The organism is Serratia sp. H1w, from assembly GCF_000633355.1.
Lineage (GTDB): Bacteria > Pseudomonadota > Gammaproteobacteria > Enterobacterales > Enterobacteriaceae > Chania.
This window is the reverse complement of sequence record NZ_AYMQ01000194.1, coordinates 1-4,598: the sequence shown is the minus strand read 5'-3', so window position 1 is coordinate 4,598 and position 4,598 is coordinate 1. Positions and strand designations below refer to the sequence as shown.

4 protein-coding genes are annotated in these 4,598 nt (G+C 48.8%); 2 read left to right on the top strand and 2 right to left on the bottom strand.

Annotated elements, in window-relative coordinates; translation table 11 throughout:
- Nucleotides 1–457 precede the first annotated feature (457 nt).
- Both U869_RS29890 and U869_RS0128595 read left to right on the top strand, forming a co-directional pair.
- Nucleotides 458–2,791, top strand: coding sequence for an S-type pyocin domain-containing protein (locus U869_RS29890; RefSeq protein ID WP_081795986.1), 2,334 nt, complete (start codon nucleotides 458–460; stop codon nucleotides 2,789–2,791).
- 2 nt (nucleotides 2,792–2,793) lie between these two features.
- Nucleotides 2,794–3,051, top strand: coding sequence for a bacteriocin immunity protein (locus U869_RS0128595; RefSeq protein ID WP_025123927.1), 258 nt, complete (start codon nucleotides 2,794–2,796; stop codon nucleotides 3,049–3,051).
- 81 nt (nucleotides 3,052–3,132) lie between these two features.
- Here U869_RS0128595 and U869_RS0128590 read toward each other — a convergent pair.
- Together U869_RS0128590 and U869_RS0128585 are read right to left on the bottom strand one after the other, a co-directional pair.
- Nucleotides 3,133–3,830 (bottom strand): IS1 family transposase gene (locus U869_RS0128590; RefSeq protein ID WP_232785420.1). Its coding sequence is split into 2 segments (ribosomal slippage): nucleotides 3,133–3,569 and nucleotides 3,569–3,830, totalling 699 coding nucleotides; the frame shifts between segments, so codons are not numbered across the junction.
- A gap of 136 nt (nucleotides 3,831–3,966) precedes the next feature.
- Nucleotides 3,967–4,521, bottom strand: a complete 555-nt coding sequence (locus U869_RS0128585) for a hypothetical protein (protein WP_025123925.1) — start codon at nucleotides 4,519–4,521, stop codon at nucleotides 3,967–3,969.
- Between the last annotated feature and the right edge of the window lie 77 nt (nucleotides 4,522–4,598).

The window sequence follows — 4,598 nt, the reverse complement described above, 5'->3', positions numbered from 1 at the left end:
CAGACTTTTCGTGCACCATAGATGTAACGGCTCGCAATCGAAATTCCTCGTGCTCGCAATCAGCGCATTTTCCAGCTCAGATTAAGTGCAATGAAAATCCGCCCGAGCTCACATTAAGTGATAATGAGCTCGCGTTTATCTTTTCCGGCTCGCATTTCATCATCATGGGCTCACATTAACTGCCAATGAAAATCATCATATTGGCAACCCACGGCTGACATTGTTACCTTTTCGAATTCAATCGATATCAGGGGGGACCTGCTTCTCTGCCGAAAAAACAGGGCCAAATCAACTATCAAAACTGATAAATGATTGATTTCTCATACCGACATTGCTGCCATGTTGTGTGCCAATCCCCACACAACCCATCCTGCTCGTAACCTTACTACCAGGGCTTTATTATGTATATGCATACAGTGCTCTGTGTGCGTTTTATAAACCTAATGAGGATAAACATATGAGTGGAAATGGTGGGGATAATGCCCATAACAACCAGTTTGGTGGTGGCGGACGCGGACCTACCGGGGGTGTCAATACTGGGTCTGGGAGTTCCAATGGAAACTCTGGGGACCGGGGTTATGGTTACTGGCAACTTGATCCTGGTAAACCAACCCCAACGACGTATGGCCCTGATGGTCAGGTGAGAATTGAAATCAATAGTGGAATGAATTGGGTGAGCGACAACTCTATTCACTGGTCTGACGGCAAGGGCGGGAGTGGCAATGATAATGTCCGTACCAATGTCACGGCTAAGGTAGATCACGGTTACCGCGCTGCGGTCGACGGATATATCTACACGGTCACAGTAAATGGTAATAATGCCATTACGGGCGTGTATCTCTATTCCCGACCAACAACACCTTCCAGGCAGAGTTGGGCGCAAACTGAAACTGCGCGTATGACTCAAGCCCGAGCTCTGGTTCAAGCACAGCTGGATACGAAAAAAGCTGCAGATGCCGCAGCAGCAAAAAAAGCTGCAGAGACAGCCGCCGCCGCCGCGGCTGCCGCTGAAGCCAAAAGAAAGGCCGAAGAGGAAGCTAAAAGGCAACAGGCAGCCTGGGATGCTGCACATCCGGTAGAGGCAGCGCAGCGTGACGTTGCTGCGGCAACCAGTGCGCTTAATGTGGCAAATGCAACAATCAATGCTGATAATACTCAAATTGCGGCCAATAATGCGGCTATTCAGTCTAAGCAGCAAACGGTTAATCAACTCCAGGCTGAGCTGGCACCGAGACTCAAACAGTACGGATACTTTATCAGCATTCGCGACCAGGTATCAGCGAACAAATTTTACCAAGCCAATATAGAGGCCAAAGATAACCAGCAAAAATCATTAAATGCCGAAATTGCAAATCTGAACGCGCAAAATACGGCGTTAAATCAGGACTTGCAAGCTCAAATCAATAAGCGAAATGCCTCCAGTGCCGCCCTTTCTGCTGCACAGACCCGCCTAAACGCGGCCAATGCCGAGGCCGAGCGTAAACGACAAGCGGAAGCGAAACGCCAGGCTGAGGAAGCTGCGCGGGTGAAAGCGGCCCAAGAGGCTGCTGCGAAAGCAAAAGCGGAATCGGAGGCGAAGGCCAAGGCAGAAGCGGAAGCGGCAACCAAGGCGGCAGCGAAAGAAGCGGCCATGTCGAAGCTAGAACAACCCAACGTGTTTGGAATGTCGGGTTTTCCTGCAGCAATGGCCGCTTTAGCTGCGCCTATCACCTTTGCTGAAACAGGCTTGGGCTCTTTGGCTCTTGACGGGGCAGTAGCTACAACTGCTTGGGCATCCGTTCGAACGGCCATTGCCGATCTGATTGGTGTCGTTATCAAAGGTAGCGGTTGGGGGACAGTAATTGCTTCTATTGCCTACATACCCAGCGCCGGTGAAGGAAGCGGTAATGTACCGGGTCGTGATAGCACCAACATGTTCATGTCGGCGATGCCTGCCGATGCCATCAAGCTGCCTGATGCCAAGACGCTGAATGCCGCGGCGGCAGCCAAAGGCACTGTGGATCTGGCTGTTCGTGGTCGGGTATTTTTCAGCGAGAATACGTTTAAGACCTACCTGGTGCGCACCACAACCCCTACACCGGTACGGGTTGTGCAGGCGGTTCGCGATGAAGTTACCGGATTATACGGCTACACTATTCCGGCGGAAGGCGAACTGCCATCACGAACCATTCTGGTGTCGCCAGATAAAACGCCAGGTTACAAAGGGTTACCCCCTCTTGTTACCCCTCAACAAGGGAAAGTTACTCCGGGCAATACCGGCAACCAGTCGCCAGTCGTAGCCAAGCCCATCATCGAATCGTTCCCGATGGCTGATGACCTGGATTTCCGTGATATTATTTTGGTCTTCCCTGCCGATACTGGCATGGGGTCGCTCTACATCATGCTGCAGAGCGGGCGTGATTTGCCGGGCAAGGTTGAAGGAAAGGGTCAGAAAGTTGGTGATGGCTGGTTGACTAATGCAGGTAAAGACCTGGGTTCTCCGATCCCAAGTCAGATTGCTGATAAGCTGCGCGGTAAGGAGTTCGATAGCTTTGATAAGTTCCGTGAAGCTTTCTGGGGCGAGGTAGCGAAAGATCCGGCACTGGCTAAACAGTTTAAAAAAGCCAACTTGGGAAATCTAAAAAATGGTAAAGCTCCAGCCCCCAGAGAAACCGAACAGGTTGGCGGTAGGATTAAGTATGAGCTTCATCATGTAAAACCTATCAGTCAGGGGGGAGAAGTCTACAACATCGACAATATCAGAGTTGTAACACCTAAGCGCCATATTGAAATTCATAGTGGAGGAAAGTAATTATGAGCAACAAAACCATTTCTGATTATACAGAAGTTGAATTCTTGGTATTAGTACGTAAGCTTTTTAATGTGGAAAATACTTCTGAAGCTGAAGATACTCAAAATTTGCTCGAATTTAAAAAGCTTTCTGAACATCCTGATGGTTCCGATCTAATCTACTATCCACGAGATGATAGAGAAGATAGCCCTGAGGGTGTAGTTAAAGAGGTCAAAGAATGGCGAGCCAAGAACGGCAAACCAGGTTTTAAAACCGCCTAACAGTAATGCCTTGCCAAAACAGCCCGGTTTATCGCCGGGCTTCTCTTTTATGTACACCCAAAAAACGGTCGTGACGCAGATTTATTGATAGTGATGAATAGTAAAATACCAACCGATGATCTTATCGTGCATTTCCTTTGACTTCGAAAAGCAAATTGTTCTGCGGGTCAGTCGTTTGATATGTGTGCGAAGATTAAGATTATGCCGTTCTATCCTTTGGGTATATTTCTTGCTCACCACGTGGCTGGTTGCGCTCAACAGGACCTTATAAACCGGCCAAGCATCCGTCATGTAAAAGGCAATATTAAATTTGCTTAACAGGGCCAGCAATCGTTGCAGAGTCGAGGCATTTCTCGGGCCGAAGACGTGAGCCAGAACCCGTTTGCGGATACGGTCATAAGCGTAGAACAACCACCGGGGATTGGCTTTACACCGCACGTAAGACCACTGTTCATCGGTTTCACAGCAGATAACGACTTCTGCTTCGGCGTCGAGATTCTCAGCTACCTGTTTTGGCGAAATTTTTTCAAGTGCCGCAGAACAGTATTGAGGCTGATGCCGAGAACCCGTGCGGTAGCGCGACATCCAGAACCATTCATCGCCATATTAACAATGGTTTGGTGTGTGTCTGGTTTGGCACCGGAATAGCTAAAGTTGAGCTGAAAGGTCTTTGAGCAGAGCTTGCAGATGTAACGCTGGGCACCGGATGCTGAATGTCCGTTACATCGTACAACCTGAGTTTCATTGCACTGAGGGCAGACAACATCAACTTTTGCCATGAATTTTATCCAAAGTGCGGAGCATACGCGATCAGCAAGTCTGCGTCACTACCCCGCCGGCGGCCTTCTGCTTCATCAACATACAGCCTCGTTCACTCACGAACTGAAGCAGTTGTTTACTAGCACATTGCCCTGCCTAATCCACATCCTCGGATATCAGTATGCAATCGCCATAACAGTTTGATTGATCGAAGTCCTGTAACCCAAGGTAAGTACTGAAGCTTAATTCTCCTCCCTTTGCAATTTCCGGTTGCGGCGCGATGCTGCAGGCCAGTGATAATGCCAGCAGAGTTTCATTCCAGTATGGCCGTTTCATGCCATGCCGAGAAATATGCGACGCCGATCGAACACGCGACAAACGTTGAGGCCGCAAAATACATGATTTATGCACTTCAACACCATCCGAGTCGTCAACCAACAGGATCCGATAAACTTGTGTTTGAGACAGCTGTTTGATGATGGCCGATGCAAAATCACTGAAGCCAATGATAATAAACGTATCCCCTTTTTCAGCTCGCCCAGGCAACTCCCGGATGACCTGAATATCGGCCAATAGAGGGAAGTGGTCCATCATCCGGTTGGCATAAGTATTATCCTGCACCACCGCGTAAACATTTCCGCCCTGACAATTAATAATGCTGTCATCAATGCAATAAGCCATCAAGGCGGCATCATCTTTCTGATATGTCATTACCTCGACTCGATTAACCTTGTTAAATTCACCAAATTCACACGCTGTCGAGGCCGGTGGTCAAGTATTCAATGTGT

Bases quoted from the DNA above. Each gene is read 5' to 3' on its own strand.
- U869_RS0128595 (WP_025123927.1), top strand. From the start codon at position 2,794: ATGAGCAACAAAACCATTTCTGATTATACAGAAGTTGAATTCTTGGTA.
- U869_RS0128585 (WP_025123925.1), bottom strand. From the start codon at position 4,521: ATGACATATCAGAAAGATGATGCCGCCTTGATGGCTTATTGCATTGAT.
- U869_RS29890 (WP_081795986.1), top strand. From the start codon at position 458: ATGAGTGGAAATGGTGGGGATAATGCCCATAACAACCAGTTTGGTGGT.